The sequence below is a fragment of the Streptomyces sp. NPDC005931 genome, from assembly GCF_042871235.1.
Lineage (GTDB): Bacteria > Actinomycetota > Actinomycetes > Streptomycetales > Streptomycetaceae > Streptomyces.
Genome location: NZ_JBIAIG010000004.1, coordinates 366,124 through 384,691, shown reverse-complemented (window position 1 = coordinate 384,691; position 18,568 = coordinate 366,124). Strand labels below are relative to the sequence as shown.

Genomic DNA, 18,568 nt, shown 5'->3' with positions numbered 1-18,568 from the left:
CTCAGCCGCCGCCGCTGCCGGAGCCCGAGCAGCCGAAGCCGCCCCGGTCGACGGCCTCGCTGCGGCTGAAGGTGCCGTCCTCGGCGTAGCCGCCGCTGACGTCGGCGTCGTAGTACCAGTCGGCGGCGACGCGCTTCGTGGCGCCGGTCTTGCGGCCCTTGCCGGAGGACCCGGAGGAGGTGCCGGAGGACGTGCAGTTCCTGTCGGCGACGATCTTGTAGCCGTTGATGTAGTCGTAGCTGTCCCGGTCCACGCAGCGGCGGTCCGGGTCGGAGCCGCAGGAGGTCAGGGCCGCCGCGAGGACGCCCATGCTGCCGAGCACCACCGTGCTGGACCGCAGTCGCCGTCGTGTCTCCGCCATGTTCGTCGCTCCCCCTTGTGGTGCCGTCCTCGCCTGCCGCCGGACGTCCGACTGCGGGCTCGCGGCCGACAGCCTAGGCACCGGCGGGCGACGATGTGCGGCGGCCCCCCGCCCACGGCCCCGGCTCGGGTGTCCTTTCGCGCCCCTTGGGCCGATGTGCACCCTTGGCGTGGCCCGGCGGGGACGGGGACGGCCGTCAGGGCAGCGCCCGGCACAGGGCTTCCAGGGCGCCCGTCCAGGCGTGGTCCGGTGGGGTCGCGTAGCCGACGACCAGCGCGTCCAGGGGCGGGACCTCGGCGCGAGGGTGGCGGAAGCGGGACAGGCCGTGCAGGGCGAGGCCCTGCCAGGCGGCCGCGCGGACCACCGACTCCTCGGTTCCGGGAGGGAGTCGGAGGACGGCGTGCAGTCCCGCCGCGATGCCGGTGACCCGGACGTCGGGTGCCCGGCTCGCGAGGGCCTCGACCAGGGCGTCGCGGCGCCGCCGGTAGCGCAGGCGGGCGGCCCGGACGTGACGGTCGTAGGCGCCGGAAGTAAGGAACTCGGCGAGGGTGAGCTGCTCCAGGACGCCGACGGACCGGCCGCCGCCCTGGTCCACGACATCGGTGAGCAGCGAGGGGGGCAGCACCATCCAGCCGAGGCGCAGCCCCGGGGCGAGGGACTTGCTGGCGGTGCCCAGGTAGACCACGTAGTCGGGGTCGAGGTCCTGGAGCGCGCCGACGGGCTGGCGGTCGTAGCGGAACTCGCCGTCGTAGTCGTCCTCGAGGATCAGTCCGCCGGTGCGGCGGGCCCAGTCGACCACGGCGGCCCGGCGCTCGGGCCGCAGGACGCCGCCCAGCGGGAACTGGTGCGCAGGATTCAGGAGCACGGCGTGCGCGTCGTCCGCGTCACGGGTGGTGCCGCCCGGTGACGCGGGACCGGCGCCCGGTGGGGAGGTGCCGAGGTCGTCGTACGGGAGGGGCGCGGTGCGCAGACCGGCACGTTCGACGATGTCCCGGTGGACGTCCAGGCCGTAGGGCTCCACGGCCAGGGTGCGGGCGCCGCGGGAGTGCAGCACCTCGGCGAGCAGGCGCAGGCCGTCGGCGAATCCGGAGCAGACGACGACGCGTTCCGGGTCGGTCCGGACGCCGCGGACCCTCGCGAGGTAGGCGGCCAGTGCCGTGCGCAGCTCGGGGCGGCCGCGCGGGTCGCCGTAGCCGAGGGCCTCGTTGGGGGCGCTGTTGAGGGCGCGGCGGGTGGCCTTGAGCCATGCGGCGCGCGGGAAGGAGGCGAGGTCGGGCGTGCCGGGGATCAGGTCGTGGGGCAGCCGGCCCGGGCTGCGGTGCGGGCCTGCCGCACGGGCGGGCGGCCGGGGCACCGCGTGGTCGGCGACCCGGGTGCCGGAGCCCTGCCGTGCGGTGAGCCAGCCCTCGGCGACCAGGTCGGCGTAGGCGTCGGCGACGGTGTTGCGGGCGATGCCCAGGTCGGCGGCGAGGGCGCGGGAGGACGGAAGCAGGGTGCCGGGGGCGAGCCGGCCGGTGCGGACGGCTTCGCGCAGGGCGTCGGTCAGGCCGCGGCGCAGGCCGGGACCGGTCGGGGCGAGGTGGAGGTCGACGCCGAAAGTGGCCCATGGTTTCGCCATGGAAATGGACCATACTCCCGGGCTGCCTCGCTCCTAGGGTCGAGGCATGACGACGACACACGACGTGACGAAGACGGAGCCGGCCGTGGGGTACGCCGCCGAGCCCACCCGGCGCCTGGACTGGGCCGCGCTCGCCCCGGACGTCTACAAGGCGATGGTCCGGCTCGACGCGGCGGCCCGGCGGGGACTGGACCCGGTGCTGTGCGAGCTGGTGAAGATCCGGGCCTCGCAGATCAACCGCTGCGCCTTCTGCATCGACATGCACACCAAGGACGCGCTCGCCGCGGGCGAGAGCGTCGAGCGGATCGTCCAGCTCTCCGCCTGGGAGGAGTCGCGGCACTTCTACACCGAGAAGGAGCTCGCGGCACTGGAGCTGACGGAGGCCGTGACGGTCCTGACGGACGGGTTCGTCGCCGACGAGGTGTACGAGAGGGCCGCGAAGCACTTCGAGGAGGCGGAGCTGGCCCAGTTGATCGCGGCGATCACCGTGATCAACGCGTGGAACCGGTTCGGCGTGACCTGCCGCCTCACCCCCGGCCACTACCGGCCGGGACAGCACCGGTGACGGGACGTACGGCACCGCCCGGCGCCGGGGCCCCCTCCGTGGCGGTCGGCCGGCTCATTCCTCCGAACGGCACAGGGCGGTGAACCGGGCCATGGACAAGGCGGATCTCTTCCGCGCACTGCACCGGCACCGCGCGCCGGGTGACCCGCTGCTCCTGCCCGGGCCGTGGGACGCGGTGAGCGCCCGGGTGTTCGAGGAGGCCGGGTTCCCGGCGCTCGCGACACCCAGCGCCGGGATCGCTGCGTCCCTCGGCCACGAGGACGGCCACACCCCGGCCGAGGAGATGTTCGCCGCGGTCGCGCGGATCACCCGGGCCGTGCGGGTGCCGGTGTCGGCGGACGTCGAGGGCGGGTACGGGCTGGCGCCGAAGGAGCTGGTCGAACGGCTGCTGGAGGCGGGCGCCGTGGGGTGCAACATCGAGGACTCCGTGGACGGGGTCCTGGTGGACCCGCGGCGGCACGCCGACCGGCTGGCCGAGATCCGCTCCGCCGCGGCCGACCGGCTCTTCGTCAACGCCCGCATCGACACCTACCTGCACGGCGCGACCGATCCCGGACGGACCGTCGAGCGGGCCGCGTTGTACGTGGCGGCGGGCGCCGACTGCGTGTATCCGATCGGCGCGCCGATCTCCGTACTGCCGCTGCTGCGGTCCGGGATCGAGGGGCCGCTGAACATGTACGCGCCGCTGGACCGTGACGAGGGCCCCTCGCCCGCCGAGCTGGGCGAGCGAGGGGCCACCCGGATCACGTTCGGACCGGGCCTGCTGCGGCGTGCCGCGCGGGCGCTGGGCGAGATCGCGGCCGGGCTCCGCGCGTGAGGACGAGGGTCAGGGCAGCCACTTCCGCCATGTGGACTCGTGGCTGTCCACCCACTTCTTCGCCGCCTCCTCCGGTGAGAGCTTCTGTTCGGCGATCATCAGGGAGACCTCGTTCTGGTCCTTCCCGGTCCACTCGAACCTCTCGAGGAAGTCCGCCGCCGCGCCGCCCTTCCTGGCGAAGTCCGCATTGAGGTATTTCTGCAGCGGTGTGTGGGGGTAGGCGCAGGCGACCTTCTCCGGGTCGGCGTCGCAGCCCTCCTCGTAGGGCGGCAGCTTCACCTCGGTCATCGGGACCTTCTCGAACAGCCACTGGGGTTCGTACCAGTAGGTGAGGAAGGGCTTCTTCTCCTTGGCGAACTGCTCGATCTGGGTGATCTGAGCGGCCTCGGAGCCGGCGAACACCACCTGGTAGTCCAGCTTCAGGTTCTTCACCAGCGCCTTGTCGTTGGTGATGTAGGACGGCGAGCCGTCCATCAGCTGGCCCTTGCCGCCGCTCTCCGGCGTGCGGAACCGCTCGGCGTACTTGTCGAGGTTCTTCCAGTCGGTGACGTCGGGGTGCCGCTCGGCGAAGTACGTGGGGACGTACCAGCCGATGTGGCCGGTGACGCCGAGGTCGCCGCCGTTCACGACGGTCTTCTTGTCCTTGACGTACCGCTGTTCCTGCTCGGGGTGACCCCAGTCCTCCAGGAGGGCGTCGACGCGGCCCTGGCTGAGCGCGTCCCAGGCGGGCACCTCGTCCACCTGCACGGTGTCGACGCGGTAGCCCAGCTCGCGCTCCAGCAGGTGCCGGGCGACGGCCACGTTGGCCTGCGCGCCCACCCAGGACTGGACGGACAGGGTGACGGTCTTCGCCCCCCGGGCGTTCGCGAAGGGCGATGCCTGCTGGGTCATGTCGGCGGCGCCGCACCCGGTGAGCAGCACCAGGGAGCCCGCCACGGCGGTCGTACGAAGTCGCATGTCACGCTCCCTTGGTCGCGCGGCGTTCGGTGGGCTGGGTCACCCGGTCGAGCATCAGGCCCAGACAGACGATCGCGGCACCGGCCACCAGACCGGTCGCCAGGTCGCCCTGGGCGAGCCCGAAGACGACGTCGTAGCCGAGCGCGCCACCGCCGACCAGGCCGCCGATGATGACGACGGCGAGGACCAGCACCACGCCCTGGTTGACGGCCAGGAGCAGCGCCCGGCGGGCCAGCGGGAGCTGGACCTGGCGCAGTTGCTGGACGCCGGTGGCGCCGAGCGAACGGGCGGACTCCAGTGCGGCCGGGTCGACCTGGCGCAGGCCCTGGGTGGTGATGCGGACGACGGCCGGCAGCGCGTAGACGATCGCGGCGGCGACGGCCGGGGCGCGGCCGACACCGAACAGGGCGACGACCGGGATCAGGTACACGAACTGCGGCATCGTCTGGAACACGTCCAGGACGGGCCGCAGCAGGCGTTCGAAGCGGTCGCTGCGGGCGGCGGCGATGCCGGTCGCGAAGCCGACGAGGAGGGTGACGGCGACGGCCGCGAGGACCTGTGACAGCGTGTCCAGGGACGGCTTCCACACGCCGAGCACACCGATCGCGGCCATGGCGAGGACGGCGGTCAGCGCGGTGCGCCAGGTGCCGATCAGCCAGGCCAGCGCGGCGACGATCAGCAGCACCGACCACCAGGGCAGCCACTGGAGCCCGTCCCGGAGCGGGTCGAGCACCCAGGTGGTGAACCGTCCCGCCCAGTCGGCGGTACCGCCGACGACCGGGACGCCCGAGTACAGGTGGGCGGTGATCCAGTCGACGGCCCGGTTGACCGGCTCGGCGATGCCCACGGCCCAGGCGTCGGGCCACTCCGGGCGGCCCACGAGGCGTCCGGCGACCGCGACGGCCGCGGCGGCGGCCAGGGCGCCCAGCCACAGGACGCGGCTGTTGCGCGCGGGCGTCTCGCCGAGGCGTTCGCCCGCCGCGCCGGTCACCCGGTCGAGGACGACGGCGAGCAGCACGATCGGGATGCCGGCGGCGAGCGCGGCGCCCACGTCCACCGAGGCCAGTGCCTGGTAGACGCGGTCACCGAGACCGCCGGCGCCGATCACGGAGGCGATGACCGCCATGGACAGCGCCATCATGATCGTCTGGTTGAGGCCGAGGAGGAGTTCCTTGCGCGCCAGCGGGAGGCGGGCGGTCAGCAGCCGCTGGCGGGCGGTGGCGCCGAGCGACTCGACCGCCTCCAGCACCTCCTTGTCCGCGCCGCGCAGACCGAGCGAGGTCAGCCGGGCCATGGGCGGGGCGGCGTAGACGACGGTGGCCAGGACGGCCGCGGGCACGCCGATGCCGAAGACCAGGACGACCGGCAGGAGGTAGGCGAACGCGGGCAGCACCTGCATGGTGTCCAGCACCGGGCGCAGGGCGCGGTCCATCCGGTCGGAGAGTCCCGCCGCGAGCCCGAGCAGCACGCCGACGACGGCGGACGCGGCGACCGCGACCACCATCAGGGCGAGCGTCTGCATGGTCGGCACCCACATGCCGAGCAGCCCGCAGGTGAGGAACGCGACGGCCGTGCCCAGCGCGAGCCGCGGTCCCGCGACGCGCCAGGAGACCAGCGCGGCGACGGCGGTCACCCCGGCCCAGCCGACGGCGAGGAGGGCGAGGTAGACGGCGCGTACGGCGATCACGACGACGTTGCTGACGTGGCCGAAGAAGTACAGGAACAGGGGGTGGGAGTCCCGGTGGTCGATGATCCAGTCGCTGGTTCTCGCCAGCGGCCCGGAGACGTCGACGGTCAGCGCCTCGGGCCAGCTGCCGCTCGCCCAGCGTGCGGCGGCGAACGGCACCAGGATCGCGGCGGCCACGGCGAGCAGCAGGAGTTTGCGCACGGCGCGGTGCCTGAGGAGGCCGGGCAGGGCGGTGCGGGGGGCGGTCGTGGTGATCGTCGCCATCAGACCGCCTCCTTGGGTTGCTCCGTTCCGGAGGGAGGCTCCGTCTCTCCTGAGGGAGGCTCCGCCGCGACGGGCGTTCCGGCGGACCGCTGCTGTCCGATGAGCGTCCCGGCGGGCTCCGGCCGCCCGACGGGCGTCTCGTCCGGCGCGGCGTCGGGCGCGGCGGCGGGTGCTGCGTCGAGCGCTGCGTCGGGATCGGGCTTCCGCGTGCCGGCCACGACCGACAGCAGTGCCTCGGAGTCGACGACGCCCACACAGCGGCCCTCGTCCAGGACCCGGGCCGGGCCGCCCGCGCGGGCGACCGCCTCGATGGCCTCCGAGACCGTCGCGTCGGGTCGCACGGCCGGCCCGCGGCCGGCCTCCTCGGCCGAGGCGGCGGGACGCATGGCGGTGCGGACGGTCATGACCTGCTCGCGCGGGACGTCCCGGACGAAGGCGCGGACGTAGTCGTCGGCGGGCGAGCCCACGATCTCCTCGGGCGTGCCGAGCTGGACCACGCGCCCGTCGCGCATCAGGGCGATCCGGTCGCCGAGCTTCAGGGCCTCGCTCAGGTCGTGGGTGATGAAGACCATCGTGCGCCCCTCCTCGCGGTGCAGCCGGACCACCTCCTCCTGCATGTCGCGCCGGATCAGCGGATCGAGCGCGCTGAACGGCTCGTCGAACAGCAGGACCTCCGGGTCGACGGCGAGCGCGCGGGCCAGTCCGACGCGCTGGCGCTGACCGCCGGACAGCTGGGCGGGCCTGCGCTGTTCCATGCCCTCGAGGCCGACCTTGGCGACGACCTCCGCGGCCCTCTCCCGGCGCTCGGCCCTGCCCATGCCCTGGATCTCCAGGCCGTAGGCGACGTTGTCGAGGACGGTGCGGTGCGGCAGCAGGCCGAAGTGCTGGAACACCATGGCGGCGCGGTGCCGGCGCAGTGCGCGCAAGCGGGCCCGGTCCATCGCGCGGACGTCCTCGCCGTCGATGGCGATGGCGCCCGCGGTGGGCTCGATCAGCCGCGTCAGACAGCGCACCAGGGTGGACTTGCCGGAGCCGGACAGGCCCATGACGACGAAGACCTCGCCCTTGCGGACGTCGAAGCCGACGTCCCGGACGGCGGCCGTGCAGCCGGTGCGGGAGCGCAGCTCGGCCGGGTCGAGGGCGGCGAGTTCGGGGTCGCCGGGGACGCGGCCGGCCTTCGGGCCGAAGACCTTCCACAGGCCCTTGACGGAGAACACGGGGGTGGTGGGAGCGCCGTCGGCGGTGGTGGTGGTCATCGCGCACCCCCTCCGATCAGGTCGACGGCCCGCTCACCGACCATCAGCACCCCGATCATCGGGTTGACGGCGGTCATGGTGGGGAAGACGGACGCGTCGGCGATCCTGATGCCCTGCAGGCCACGGATCCGCAACTCGGGGTCGACGACGGCCATTTCATCGTTCTCGGCACCCATCCTGCACGTACCGGCCGGATGGTAGACCGTGTGAGCGACCTTACGGGCGTACTCGCCGAGTTCCTCGTCGCCGGTGATGCCGGGGCCGGGGGCCACCTCGCGCTTGAGCCAGCCGGCCAGCGGCTCGGTCCTCGCGATCTCCCGGGCGATCCTGATGCCGTCGACGAGGGTACGGCCGTCGTAGTCGTCCTCGTCGGTGAAGTAGCGGAAGTCCAGGGCGGGTTTGACGTCCGGGTCGGCGCTGGTGAGGTAGAGGCGGCCGCGGCTCCTGGGCTTGGGGATGTTCGGGGTCATCGAGACGCCGAACTCCGGCCGCTCGTAGCCCAGTCGCTCCGGATTGTCCGTGAACGGGATCTGGTAGAAGTGGAACATCAGGTCGGGGCCCGCGTGTTCGGGGTCGCGGCGCACGAACAGGCCGGCGTCGGAGTCCATCGCGGAGTTCTCCGGGATGGGTCCGTGGGTCTCCCAGACGATCACCGACTCGGGGTGGTCGAGCAGGTTCTCGCCGACGCCGGGCAGGTCGTGCACCACGGGTATGCCGAGCGCCTCGAGGTCCTCGCGGGGGCCGATGCCGGAGTGCAGCAGCAGGCGGGGCGAGTCGACGGCACCGGCGCACAGCAGCACCTCGCCACGGGCGCGGACGAGCAGTTCCCGTCCGTCCTTGGTGCGGACGTGGACGCCCTCGGCGCGGGTGCCGTTCAGCTCCAGCCGGTACGCCCAGGTCTCCAGCAGGAGCGTCAGGTTGGGACGCTCGTCCATCACCGGGTGCAGGTAGGCCACCGACGCCGACGAACGCTTGTTGTCCTCGGGGTGGTAGGCGAGGTCGAAGAAGCCCACGCCCTCGGTGAACGGCTTCTCGTTGAAGCCCTCGACGCGCGGCACGCCGAGCGCGGCCCGGGCGGCGTCGACGAAGTCGCGGGCGATGGCGTTCCGGTCCTTCTCGTCGACCGGGACGATGTTGTTCAGCAGGCGGGCGTAGTACGCCTCCATCTGCACCGCGCCCCAGCCCTGGGCGCCGGCCGCCTCCCACTCGTCCCAGTCGGACGGCAGCGGCTTGAACGCGATGAGGGTGTTGTGCGAGGAGCAGCCGCCGAGGACGCGGGCACGGCTGTGGCGGATGTGGGAGTTGCCGCGCTGCTGTTCGGTGGTGGGGTAGTCGTAGTCCAGTTCGCCGCCGAGCAGGCCCATCCAGCGGCGCAGGGTCAGCACGTCGTCGCGGCCCACGTCGCTGGGGCCGCCCTCGATGACGGCGACGGTGACGTCCGGGTTCTCCGTCAGCCGGGAGGCGATGACGGAACCGGCCGTTCCACCGCCTACGACGACGTAGTCGAATTCATGGGTGTGGTCGGGCATGGGGGTGGTACTCCTCCGGTGATTCGGACAGGTGGACGGGTCGCGGTTCAGGACGGCACGGCCGGCGGACGATGCCTCGGGGCGGCACGGCGCGCGGGCGGTGGACCGGGACGGCACGGCGCGAGGGCGTCGGATCGGGACGGAGCGGGGCGCGGGCGTCGGATCGGCCCGTACGGGACCGCCGTGGGAGGGGTGGAGTGACGTCCGGCCTGCTGCCCGTGGTGGCGGCTCAGCCCGCGAACCAGCGCACCGGCTTCGGGGCGAGGTTCTGGTACACGTGCTTGGTCTCGCGGTACTCGGCCAGACCGGCCGGGCCGAGTTCGCGGCCCACTCCGCTCCTGCCGAAGCCGCCCCACTCCGCCTGCGGGAGGTAGGGGTGGAAGTCGTTGATCCACACGGTGCCGTGGCGCAGCCGGCCGGCCACGCGCCTGGCACGGCCCGCGTCGGCGGTCCAGACGGCGCCGGCCAGCCCGTACTCGGTGTCGTTGGCCAGTGCGACGGCCTCCTCCTCGGTGCGGAAGGTCTCGACGGTGAGGACCGGGCCGAAGACCTCCTCGCGCACGACGCGCATCTCGCGGTGGCAGTGGTCGAGCACGGTCGGCTCGTAGAAGTAGCCGCCCTCGGGACGCTCGTCGGACGGCTCGGGCCGCCTGCCGCCGGAGCGCAGCACCGCGCCCTCGGACAGCGCGGACTCGACGTACGCCTCGACCTTGGCGCGCTGCTGTGCGGAGACCAGGGGTCCGCACTCGACGCCGTCCACGGTGCCACGGCCGAGCCTGATCCTCCGGGCGCGGCGGGCCAGTTCGGCGACGAAGCGCTCGCGGACCGGCTCCTCGACGATGAGCCGCGAGCCCGCCGAGCAGACCTGGCCGCTGTGGATGAAGGCCGCGTTCAGGGCCTGGTCGACGGCGGTGTCGAAGCCCTCCTCGGTGGCGCAGGCGTCGGCGAAGACCACGTTGGGGTTCTTGCCGCCGAGTTCGAGGGCGACCTTCTTGACGGTGGGCGCGGCGGCCCGGGCCACCTTGACGCCGCTGACCAGTCCGCCGGTGAAGGAGACCAGGTCGACGTCCGGGTGCTCGGCGAGCCGGGCGCCGACGGTGTGGCCGGGCCCGGTGACGAGGTTGGCGACTCCCGCCGGGAGCCCCGCCTCGACCAGCAGCTCGATGAGCGCCACGGTGGTCAGGGGGGTGATCTCACTCGGCTTCACCACGAAGGTGTTGCCCGCGGCGAGGGCCGGGGCGATCTTCCAACTGGCCTGGAGCAGAGGGTAGTTCCAGGGTGTGATGAGGGCGCAGACGCCGACCGGCTCGTGTACGACCACGCTGTGCACGTCGGGCGACCCGGCGTCGACCACCCGCCCCGGGGCCTCGCCGGCGACGAGGTCGGCGAAGTACCGGAAGGCGTCGGCGACACAGTCGATGTCGATCCGGCCCTCCTCGAGGGTCTTGCCCGCGTCCCGGCTCTCCAACAGGCCGAGCTCCTCCCGGTCCCGCGCGAGGAGTCCGGCGACGCGGCGCAGCAGCGCGGCCCGCTCGGCGACGGGTGTGCGCGGCCACGGGCCCTCGTCGAAGGCGCGCCGGGCGGCGGCCACCGCGAGGTCGGTGTCCTTCTCGTCGCCCTCCGCGACCACGGCGAACGGCAGGGCGTCCGCGGGGTCGAGGATCTCGCGCGTGGCGCCGGAGACGGCCGCTCGCCACTCGCCTCCCGCGTGGATGGTCTCGCGTGCCCTGAGGTCCGTGTGGTCCGCCATGATCGGTTGCATGCCTTCCGTTCCTGTTCACCACCCGTGGGTCGCACAACCGCCGCCCACGGGACCGGGTGCTCCTGCCCCTCGCAGTCGTTTGCATGCGGAATCCGGGACCGAAAGTGCGCCGCGTCACGGGACATGCGGACATTTTCCCCCGAAGCACCCCGCCCGACCGGCTCCCTCGGGAGTGCGCGCCCGGCCGGAACGAGGAGGACACAGACCGGTCGGACGAGTTGCGGAGGTGGTGCGCCCGAGGAGGTCTCGGGGGATGCCCGGGCGGGCCTCGGAGCGCACGGCGGGACACGCACGCGGTGCTCGCCGAGGTGCGGGCGACGGCGCGGGCATGGGGCCCCGGGGCCCACTCCGGGCACGTTCAGCACCGGCCACCGGTCCGGGAAGCGGCGGAGCCGGCAGACGAAAAAGCCCCGCACCGGGCGGTGGCCGGTGCGGGGTCCGGAGCCCGTGAGGGGCTCGAGAGCGGGTGGGATCAGATGAGGCCGAGGCCGCGGACCGCCTCGCGCTCCTCCTCGAGCTCCTTGACGGAGGCGTCGATGCGGGCGCGGGAGAACTCGTTGATCTCCAGGCCCTGGACGATCTCGTACTTGCCGTCCTTCACGGTCACCGGGAAGGAGGAGATCAGGCCCTCCGGGACGCCGTAGGAGCCGTCGGACGGGATGCCCATGGAGACCCAGTCGCCCTCCGGGGTGCCGTTGACCCAGGAGTAGATGTGGTCGATCGCGGCGTTGGCGGCGGAGGCGGCCGAGGAGGCGCCCCGGGCCTCGATGATCGCGGCGCCGCGCTTGGCGACGGTCGGGATGAAGTCCTCGGCGAGCCACTTCTCGTCGTTGACGACCTCGGCGGCGTTCTTGCCGGCGACGGTGGCGTGGAAGACGTCCGGGTACTGCGTGGCGGAGTGGTTGCCCCAGATCGTGAGCTTCTTGATCTCGGAGACCGGGACGCCGGTCTTCTTCGCGAGCTGGGTCAGCGCGCGGTTGTGGTCCAGGCGGGTCATGGCGGTGAACCGCTCGGCCGGTACGTCCGGTGCGGCGGCCTGGGCGATGAGCGCGTTGGTGTTGGCCGGGTTGCCGACGACCAGCACGCGGATGTCGTCCGCGGCGTGGGCGTTGATCGCCTGGCCCTGGGGCTTGAAGATGCCGCCGTTGGCCTCGAGGAGGTCACCGCGCTCCATGCCCTTGGTACGGGGGCGAGCGCCGACGAGGAGGGCGACGTTGGCGCCGTCGAAGGCGACGTTCGGGTCGTCGGTGATGTCGATGCCCTGGAGCAGCGGGAACGCACAGTCGTCCAGCTCCATGGCCGTGCCCTCGGCCGCCTTCAGCGCGGGGGTGATCTCCAGCAGGCGCAGCTTGACCGGCACGTCCGCGCCGAGCAGCTGGCCGGAGGCGATGCGGAAGAGCAGGGCGTAACCGATCTGGCCGGCCGCGCCGGTGACGGTGACGTTCACGGGAGTGCGGGTCATGGCGTTCTCCGTATGACAGCTGGCGGTTGGGGCGTCCCTGCCCCGGGGTGCGGGATCCCCGCCGCCGATGATCGATCACTGGTACGAATGATCGATCTCTTGGCGTCAAGAGAGATCCAGCGGTCAGGCTATCGCGCATCCGCGACCGTGGGCGGACGGGCTCCCTGTGGCCCGCCCCACAGAGTGACCGGCCGGCACACAAGAGGCGGCCGCCCGTCCGGGAGAGGGGGGACGCGGGCGGCCGCCGGGGGGAACCGACCGTGCCGGACTCCCGTGGGGGTACTTGTCGCGTGCCCGGCTTTTCCCCGCCCATGCCGCTCGTCACCAAACCCCCACGACTCGGTCCGGGGGCGCCCCTCGGCGCCGTGCGCCGGGCAGGACTCCGTGTCCCCGCCCGGCTCGGCCGGCCGTCAGGTCACTCCGTGCAGCCCTTCTCGCCGGAGGCGAGGACCGCACAGGCATTGGCCTGGGCCTCGTCCTTCACCGCGACCATCGGGGTGTACGTGACCGTGTCCCCCGTGTCGGTGATGGTGTCGCTCTGCTTCGCCCCGCCCGAGGTGATCTCGACCGCGTCGCCCTGCGTCGCCTGGGTGATGCGGCCCCACGCCGCACGGCAGAGCTCGCTGTAGCGGACCTCGACCGTGGTGGCGCCGACGGTCGCGGTCTTGGCCGTGGTGACGAGGTCACCGCTGCACCCCATGCTCTCCGCGTCCTTGCCGGTGCAGGTGTCGCCGCTGCACTTCACGCCGGCCGGGAGGTTGGCGTTGGTGGTGGCGGTGGGCGACGGGGTCTTCACCGCGTCGTCCTTCGGGGCGTCGTCGCCGCCCCCCATGAGGTAGAACGCGCCGGCGGCCACCACCAGCACACCCACGGCCGCGGCGAGGAACGTCGTCGCCCGCCGCTTCCCGCCGCCGGAACGGCCGGGTCCACCCGGGCCGTCCGAGCGGCCGTGCCCCGCCGCCCCACGGGACGGCGCGCCCTGCGCCCCGGACGCTTCGGGCCGCCGTGCGGCCGCCCCCGCGGCCCCACCGGGCCCCCGGCGGCCGGGCTGCGCGGACGCGGCGTACCCGTCGGAGACTCCCCAGGAGTTCGTGCCGGACGAGCCGCCCCGACCGCCGTCCTCGCGTGCGGAGCCGTCCCGGGCGTCCCCGGCGGTGGGCTGCGGCGGTACGGTCGGCGCGACACCGGCCGGACCGGCGACGCCCGGCCTGGTGGCGGCGCCGCCCTTGCGGTTCCGGCCGCTTCCGGACGGTCCGGCGAGCTCGCTCAGCGCGGCACGCGCCTGCGAGATCCGGATCGCCTCCATCGTCATGTCGTGCCGCATCTCCGAGCGGCTCCAGGCGCGTTCGGCGAGCTCCCACATCGTCGTCAGATGGACCGGATTCGTCCCCGTGACCTCGGCCAGGGCCACGATCGCGCCCTTGGGCGCGAGCAGTCGGCCGTTCAGGTACCGCTCCCAGGACGTCTTGCTGTAGCCCGTGCGGTCGGAGACCGACGCGACGCTCAGGCCGCTGCGGTCCACCACCCGCCTGAGCTGGCTCGTGAATTCTCTGATCTGCGGATCGAGTTCATCCGGCAAGGCCTTCCAACGAGGCATTGCTTCCCCCCTCTTCCCCCCGGTTCGTGCTGGTATTTCCCTCGCGCATGGTGCCCTTTGTCGAGTCCCGAATCCGGCTACCCACAGGGATGCCGCGAGTCGGGCTCTCAGTTCCCGGGGTGGGGGCGCGCGGGAGTGTCAGGGCTGCGGGCATGCACCGTCGCACGCCTGCTCGCTCGCGGTCCAGTGTCCCACCGGCAGCACGCCCGACCGAACGGAACCCGGTACACGCGCACGGAACGTCCCGATTGGTCCGGCATGTTCGCGCCGACCCCGCCACCCCGCCCCGTCGGGCACCTTCGCGAACACGTCAATACGCTGCCCATGCGTCGGCGGCCGGTCGTCACACGTACACATACGTGGATTCCGAGCGTCCCGCTCACCCCACGGCGCGGGGATCCCCCGACCGTGGCCCGGGCTTCCGGAGCACGTAGCGGAACGGTCACTTCCGTGCCACAGCGGTCCGACAGCCGTTGAACAGCGAGTTCACCGTGCAGGAGGGTTGTTCCACGGCGGCGGCCCGTCCTTCCACGGGGGTGAGGACGGGCCGCTGTACGCGTCGGGCCGGTGCGGCTAGCCGCTCACCGTGAAGTGCAGCGTGTCCTTCAGGAACGGGATCTCCAGCAGCGGCTTCGGCTGCATCATCAACGCCAGCAGCACGATCACCGTGCCCAGCACCCCGTAGGTCACGATGTCCGTGAAACGGGAGCGCACCGCGAGCATGCCCACGTCGGGCACCAGCCAGCGCAGCGCCGCGCCGACCAGCAGCGCCGCGCCGATCAGCAGCGTCCCGACCCGGAACACGTCCAGCGCCGTCAGCAGCAGTCCGCACCCGACCGTGCACAGCACGGCGAGGATCGGCCACTGCCGGGCGGGCGCGGGGGCGTCCCGGGGCGCCGCCCGGCCGCCGCCCTCGGGGCGGGCGGTGTCCCTGGTGAACAGCGGGAACCGGCGCGTGGTGCGCCGCGGTCTGCCCTCGGCGTCGGGCGCGCTGACGGGGTCGCGGACCGTGATCTCCTCGGCCCGCTCCCCGGCGTCCCGGGCGTTGCCGTCAGCCGACACTGCGCTCCGCCGCCTCGACCACGTTGACCAGCAGCTGCGCCCGGGTCATCGGTCCGACACCGCCCGGGTTCGGGGAGATCCAGCCGGCCACCTCGGCCACGTCCGGGTGGACGTCGCCGACGATCCTGCCCTCGGCGCTGCGGGAGACGCCGACGTCGAGGACGGCCGCGCCCGGCTTGACATCCTCGGCGCGGATCAGGTGCGCCGAGCCGGCCGCCGCGATGATGATGTCGGCGCGCTTGAGATGGGCGGAGAGGTCACGGGTGCCGGTGTGGCACTGGGTGACGGTGGCGTTCTCGCTGCGGCGGGTCAGCAGCAGCGGCATCGGGCGGCCGATGGTCACACCGCGGCCGACGACCACGACCTCCGCGCCCTTGATCTCCACGCCGTAGCGGCGCAGCAGGGTGAGGACGCCGTTCGGGGTGCAGGGCAGCGGGGCCGGCTCGTTCAGCACGAGACGGCCGAGGTTCATCGGGTGCAGGCCGTCGGCGTCCTTGTCCGGGTCCATCAGCTCGAGGATGCGGTTCTCGTCGATGCCCTTGGGCAGGGGCAGCTGCACGATGTAGCCGGTGCAGGCGGGGTCCTCGTTCAACTCCCGGACCACCGCCTCGATCTCCTCCTGGGTGGCCGTGGCGGGCAGTTCCCGCTGGATCGAGGCGATGCCCACCTGGGCGCAGTCGCGGTGCTTGCCGGCGACGTACTTCTGGCTGCCGGGGTCGTCCCCGACGAGGATCGTGCCGAGGCCGGGCGTGACGCCCCTCTCCTTCAGCGCCGCCACGCGGGCGGTCAGGTCGGACTTGATCGCGGCTGCGGTGGCCTTGCCATCGAGAATCTGGGCGGTCATGGCCCCATCCTCCTAGATGACCGGGCCGCGGTTCCAATCCGCCCGCATACCGGGCGGGCCCGCAGCGGGGGCAACCCGGCATCCGATCATGCTCCGCCTGCCGTTGACAAGATCGACGATGTTGCACTTGCACAACACATGGGGTCCGCGGCTGGACAACGAAGAGACCGGTCGAGAACGATGAGTGGCACAGTGCCGCAGGCAGAACCGGGGGGACGGACCGCACTTGTAGAACTTCCTCCGCGCCATGCTTCGCGCCGTCCCCGCACCAGAGCGACAACGGAGGAAGTACCGCCATGAGTTTCGGCGACCCGAACAACCCCTACGGGCAGCCGCCCCAGCAGCAGCCCCCCGCCCCCGGCTACGGCTACCCCCAGCAGCCGGGCGTACCGCAGGGCTACGGATACCCGGCGGCCCCGCCCGTCTCCCAGCCGTACGGCGGCGGTTACGTCCCCACGCAGATGCCCGGCATCACGCGTGCCGCGCAGATCATGCTCGGCGTGATCGTCCTGGGTCACCTCATCGTCGCGGGGATGTACGGCTACGCCTTGTCCAAGTGGGACGAGACGATGGCCGAGGCCGGCATCTCCGGCGACTCCGAGGCCGAGGCGTTCGCCGACCTGGGCAAGGGCGTCGTCGTCTTCTTCCTGGGCCTGGCCGCGGTGTTCGCCGTGCTCGGTCTGGTGCTGCTGCTCCAGTACGCCAAGGGCGGCAACGGCGTGCGCGTGTGCTCCATCGTGTACGGCTCGTTCGCGATCGTCACCGGCATCTTCACGATCGCGGCCTACGGTCTCGGCCTGGTCATCCTCGCGGTCGCGATCATGCTGATCGTCTTCGCCGCGAAGCGGGCCAGCGCGGACTGGTTCAAGCGACCGCGCTACTGAACGCGACGCGGGACACTGAGCAGTTCCCGCCATTCGCTTCCAGGGGGCCGTGTCTCACCCGTACGAGGGAGACACGGCCCTGGTGCGTCGCCCTAGTCTGACGGAGTAGCCGTCAGGCACGGGGAGACGCACCTTGAACAGCATCGCCGTCGCAGCTCCGCAGACCACGGAGAACGCGGGGCACGCGGAGCACTGCACCCGCATCACGACCGGACCCGCCACCGGCCGGCACCGCGCACGCCGGCCGCCCCGTGGGGCGCCCCGGTGACCGAGCCCTACGCCGTGCCGGTGCCCAAGGGGTACCGGGTCGGCGTGTGGGAGGTGCGGGAGGCGATCGCCACGGGCGCCTTCGGAAGCGTGTACGCCGCCCGGCGCACCCGGGACGGCGCGGCGGAACTCCCCGCGGTGGCCGCCCTGAAGTTCCTGCCCACCGGCACCGGAACGCCCCGCCAGCTGTCGCACCTGCGGGAACTGGTCGAGCGCGAGGTCGAGTTGCTGCGGCGGCTGCGCAGGCCCCGGTTGATCCGCATGTACCAGACGCTGACCGTCGACGACCCGGGCCACCCGGAGCTGGACGGCGCCACCGTGCTCGTCCTGGAGAAGGCGTCGGGCTCCCTGTCCGCCCTGCTCACCGCCTCCCCCCGGCCCGGCGCCGGCCCGGCACTGCTCGCGCAGGTCTGCGAGGGGCTGGCCCAGCTGCACCGGGCGGGCTGGGTGCACGGGGACCTGAAACCGGCCAATGTGCTGCTGATGGCGGACGGTTCGGTCCGCCTCGCCGACTTCAACATGGCCGCCGAGCTCGAAGGCACCCACGCCTACACGCCCGCCTTCTCCACCCCCGACTACACCCCGCCCGAGCTGCTGTGGTCCCGGATCGGCGAACGGGGCCGGCGTATCCGCCCGTCCGCCGACGTATGGGCCTTCGGTGTCCTCGCCCACCTGGTCCTCACCGGTTCCTTCCCGCTGCCCGGCGCCACCCCGGCGGTCCGCCGCGACGCGGCCGCCGCCTACGCCCGCGGCACCGCCGAACTGCGGCTGTCCCCGGAACTGCCGGACGGCTGGCGGGAGATCGTGCGCGCCTGTCTGGCCCGCACCCACGAGGACCGGATCGGTGGTGAGGCGTTGCTGCGCCGGGTGCGGGCGGCGGCCGGTACGGGGCACCCGCTCCGGCTGCCCCGGCTGCTGCCCGCGCGCCGCCGCTCGCGGCGCGTCACCGTCGCCCTGGCTGCCGTCGCCACGGCCGCCATGGCGGGCCTCGGGTACGGCATCGGGGTCTGGGCCACGAACCCGCCCGGCGGCGGCCCCGACGGCACCCGCGGTTCCGCGAACACCGGCGCGGCCCCCTACGGCGCGGACGAGCTGCGCACCGACCGGGGTGTTCCGCCCGCGTACCGGCTGCTGATCGTCGAGACGGCGCACGACTGCGGACGTGAGGGCGTCACACCGGTGCTGATCGCCGCCATGCTGAAGGTCGAGAGCGACTTCGACCCGGACCTCGCCGACCCGGAGATGGACGAGTACGGCATCGCCCGCTGGACCCCGAAGGTGCTGCGCTGGTGGATGAACGAGGACGGCACCCCGGGGGAGACCGTCCCGGAACCGCCGTTCCCGCCCGCCGAGTCCATCCCTGCGATGGGCCGCTACCTGTGCTGGATCGCGCCCCGTCTGCACCCCGGTCTCCCGGGGGACCGCCGGGTGCTGCTGGCCGCCGCCTACCGCACGTCGTACGGGAAGGTCAACGACGCGGGCGGCGTCCCCCCGAAGTACCGCGACTACGCCGCCCGCGTCGCCCACTACCTGAAGGAGTACGCACCCACGGCCAGGGAGTGAGCGGGGGGGGCGGGCACGCGGTGGTCGTGCGCCGCGGTGGCGACCGCCGCCCGGGGTAGTTACCCGCCCCGGC

15 protein-coding genes are annotated in these 18,568 nt (G+C 73.1%); 4 read left to right on the top strand and 11 right to left on the bottom strand.

Going from position 1 to position 18,568, the window contains the following annotated elements; genetic code table 11:
* Position 1: 1 nt before the first annotated feature.
* Positions 2-361, bottom strand: a complete 360-nt coding sequence (locus tag ACFYOV_RS12820) for a hypothetical protein (RefSeq protein ID WP_389086389.1) — start codon at positions 359-361, stop codon at positions 2-4.
* 196 nt (positions 362-557) lie between these two features.
* Positions 558-1,979, bottom strand: coding sequence for a PLP-dependent aminotransferase family protein (locus ACFYOV_RS12815; RefSeq protein ID WP_389086387.1), 1,422 nt, complete (start codon positions 1,977-1,979; stop codon positions 558-560).
* 46 nt (positions 1,980-2,025) lie between these two features.
* Here ACFYOV_RS12815 and ACFYOV_RS12810 point away from each other — a divergent pair, with 46 nt between their 5' ends.
* Positions 2,026-2,544: a carboxymuconolactone decarboxylase family protein gene (locus tag ACFYOV_RS12810; RefSeq protein WP_389086384.1), complete on the top strand. Its 519-nt coding sequence runs from the start codon at positions 2,026-2,028 to the stop codon at positions 2,542-2,544.
* 91 nt (positions 2,545-2,635) lie between these two features.
* Positions 2,636-3,361: an isocitrate lyase/phosphoenolpyruvate mutase family protein gene (locus ACFYOV_RS12805; protein WP_389086382.1), complete on the top strand. Its 726-nt coding sequence runs from the start codon at positions 2,636-2,638 to the stop codon at positions 3,359-3,361.
* 9 nt (positions 3,362-3,370) lie between these two features.
* Here the strand turns inward: ACFYOV_RS12805 and ACFYOV_RS12800 are convergent, their stop codons facing one another.
* The 9 genes from ACFYOV_RS12800 to ACFYOV_RS12760 form a co-directional block, all read right to left on the bottom strand.
* Positions 3,371-4,318, bottom strand: coding sequence for an ABC transporter substrate-binding protein (locus ACFYOV_RS12800; RefSeq protein WP_389086379.1), 948 nt, complete (start codon positions 4,316-4,318; stop codon positions 3,371-3,373).
* Between the two features lies 1 nt (position 4,319).
* Positions 4,320-6,269 carry an ABC transporter permease gene (locus ACFYOV_RS12795; RefSeq protein ID WP_389086377.1) on the bottom strand — a complete coding sequence of 650 codons (1,950 nt, stop codon included), beginning with the start codon at positions 6,267-6,269 and terminating at the stop codon, positions 4,320-4,322.
* On the bottom strand, positions 6,269-7,525 hold the full coding sequence (locus ACFYOV_RS12790) for a glycine betaine/L-proline ABC transporter ATP-binding protein (RefSeq protein WP_389086374.1): 1,257 nt from the start codon (positions 7,523-7,525) through the stop codon (positions 6,269-6,271). The genes ACFYOV_RS12795 and ACFYOV_RS12790 overlap by 1 nt, the downstream gene beginning before the upstream one ends.
* A complete protein-coding gene (locus ACFYOV_RS12785) occupies positions 7,522-9,054 on the bottom strand; it encodes a GMC family oxidoreductase (protein ID WP_389086372.1) in 1,533 nt (510 codons plus the stop codon). The genes ACFYOV_RS12790 and ACFYOV_RS12785 overlap by 4 nt, the downstream gene beginning before the upstream one ends.
* A gap of 229 nt (positions 9,055-9,283) precedes the next feature.
* Positions 9,284-10,804 carry an aldehyde dehydrogenase family protein gene (locus tag ACFYOV_RS12780; RefSeq protein WP_389087078.1) on the bottom strand — a complete coding sequence of 507 codons (1,521 nt, stop codon included), beginning with the start codon at positions 10,802-10,804 and terminating at the stop codon, positions 9,284-9,286.
* 484 nt (positions 10,805-11,288) lie between these two features.
* A complete protein-coding gene (locus ACFYOV_RS12775; protein ID WP_389086369.1) occupies positions 11,289-12,278 on the bottom strand; it encodes a malate dehydrogenase in 990 nt (329 codons plus the stop codon).
* Between the two features lie 415 nt (positions 12,279-12,693).
* Positions 12,694-13,875, bottom strand: coding sequence for a DUF2690 domain-containing protein (locus tag ACFYOV_RS12770; RefSeq protein WP_389086367.1), 1,182 nt, complete (start codon positions 13,873-13,875; stop codon positions 12,694-12,696).
* A gap of 573 nt (positions 13,876-14,448) precedes the next feature.
* Positions 14,449-14,937: a DUF3017 domain-containing protein gene (locus ACFYOV_RS12765; RefSeq protein ID WP_389086364.1), complete on the bottom strand. Its 489-nt coding sequence runs from the start codon at positions 14,935-14,937 to the stop codon at positions 14,449-14,451.
* The gene (locus ACFYOV_RS12760; protein ID WP_389086362.1) at positions 14,927-15,781 is read right to left on the bottom strand and encodes a bifunctional methylenetetrahydrofolate dehydrogenase/methenyltetrahydrofolate cyclohydrolase; all 855 of its coding nucleotides are present in this window, start codon (positions 15,779-15,781) and stop codon (positions 14,927-14,929) included. The genes ACFYOV_RS12765 and ACFYOV_RS12760 overlap by 11 nt, the downstream gene beginning before the upstream one ends.
* 296 nt (positions 15,782-16,077) lie before the next feature.
* Between ACFYOV_RS12760 and ACFYOV_RS12755 the strand changes: the two genes are divergently transcribed.
* Positions 16,078-16,665, top strand: a complete 588-nt coding sequence (locus ACFYOV_RS12755; RefSeq protein WP_389086359.1) for a hypothetical protein — start codon at positions 16,078-16,080, stop codon at positions 16,663-16,665.
* Between the two features lie 264 nt (positions 16,666-16,929).
* Positions 16,930-18,495, top strand: coding sequence for a serine/threonine protein kinase (locus ACFYOV_RS12750; RefSeq protein ID WP_389086357.1), 1,566 nt, complete (start codon positions 16,930-16,932; stop codon positions 18,493-18,495).
* Positions 18,496-18,568: the final 73 nt, after the last annotated feature.

Excerpts from the sequence above, each read along its gene's own strand:
- ACFYOV_RS12805 (WP_389086382.1), top strand. The coding sequence starts at position 2,636 with ATGGACAAGGCGGATCTCTTCCGCGCACTGCACCGGCACCGCGCGCCG.
- ACFYOV_RS12815 (WP_389086387.1), bottom strand. The coding sequence starts at position 1,979 with ATGGCGAAACCATGGGCCACTTTCGGCGTCGACCTCCACCTCGCCCCG.
- ACFYOV_RS12820 (WP_389086389.1), bottom strand. The coding sequence starts at position 361 with ATGGCGGAGACACGACGGCGACTGCGGTCCAGCACGGTGGTGCTCGGC.
- ACFYOV_RS12755 (WP_389086359.1), top strand. The coding sequence starts at position 16,078 with ATGAGTTTCGGCGACCCGAACAACCCCTACGGGCAGCCGCCCCAGCAG.
- ACFYOV_RS12775 (WP_389086369.1), bottom strand. The coding sequence starts at position 12,278 with ATGACCCGCACTCCCGTGAACGTCACCGTCACCGGCGCGGCCGGCCAG.
- ACFYOV_RS12770 (WP_389086367.1), bottom strand. The coding sequence starts at position 13,875 with ATGCCTCGTTGGAAGGCCTTGCCGGATGAACTCGATCCGCAGATCAGA.
- ACFYOV_RS12785 (WP_389086372.1), bottom strand. The coding sequence starts at position 9,054 with ATGCCCGACCACACCCATGAATTCGACTACGTCGTCGTAGGCGGTGGA.
- ACFYOV_RS12780 (WP_389087078.1), bottom strand. The coding sequence starts at position 10,804 with ATGGCGGACCACACGGACCTCAGGGCACGCGAGACCATCCACGCGGGA.
- ACFYOV_RS12760 (WP_389086362.1), bottom strand. The coding sequence starts at position 15,781 with ATGACCGCCCAGATTCTCGATGGCAAGGCCACCGCAGCCGCGATCAAG.
- ACFYOV_RS12810 (WP_389086384.1), top strand. The coding sequence starts at position 2,026 with ATGACGACGACACACGACGTGACGAAGACGGAGCCGGCCGTGGGGTAC.
- ACFYOV_RS12790 (WP_389086374.1), bottom strand. The coding sequence starts at position 7,525 with ATGACCACCACCACCGCCGACGGCGCTCCCACCACCCCCGTGTTCTCC.
- ACFYOV_RS12800 (WP_389086379.1), bottom strand. The coding sequence starts at position 4,318 with ATGCGACTTCGTACGACCGCCGTGGCGGGCTCCCTGGTGCTGCTCACC.
- ACFYOV_RS12795 (WP_389086377.1), bottom strand. The coding sequence starts at position 6,269 with ATGGCGACGATCACCACGACCGCCCCCCGCACCGCCCTGCCCGGCCTC.